This window comes from Vibrio sp. HI00D65, assembly GCF_001635455.1.
Lineage (GTDB): Bacteria > Pseudomonadota > Gammaproteobacteria > Enterobacterales > Vibrionaceae > Vibrio.
Genome location: NZ_LWEH01000107.1, coordinates 1 through 443, shown reverse-complemented (window position 1 = coordinate 443; position 443 = coordinate 1). Strand labels below are relative to the sequence as shown.

At 48.1% G+C, this 443-nt stretch carries 1 pseudogene; it reads right to left on the bottom strand.

Features of this window, described 5'->3' with window-relative positions:
* Window positions 1–443, bottom strand: a pseudogene (locus tag A3712_RS27745) (efflux RND transporter permease subunit); the annotation flags it as partial.

Here is a 443-nt window from a genome sequence, read left to right as displayed (position 1 = left end):
TTTTCCAAAAGACGATGAACTTCCCTTTCGCCAAATGCTTCGCCTGCAAGTTGAGCTAGCGTGGCTTGAGTTAAGCCAAGCTGTTGTCCGTATTGATTCAACACCAAACGAACTTGCGGTAAGCCATCCTGACTATCATCGTAAACATCTGAGACACCTTTTAAGGACGCTAAGGTATCTGCTAGCTGTTCACTGACACGAGATGCCAACTCACGATCGTTGGAAGAGATCGTTAAGAATGTGCCGCCAGCAGGCTCCTCCGCTGCGCTTAATTTCACCGAGTAAGCCCCTTCGATTTGCCCAGTGCTTTCTCGCCATCGCTTCAGCAGTAAGTTACCCGGCAATAAGCTTAAAGATTCATTGGTAAGTTCGGCAGTGACTTCAATTTCGCCATAGCCATCAGACCATGCAAGCAGGTTCACCACAGGCTTCTCTTGTAATGG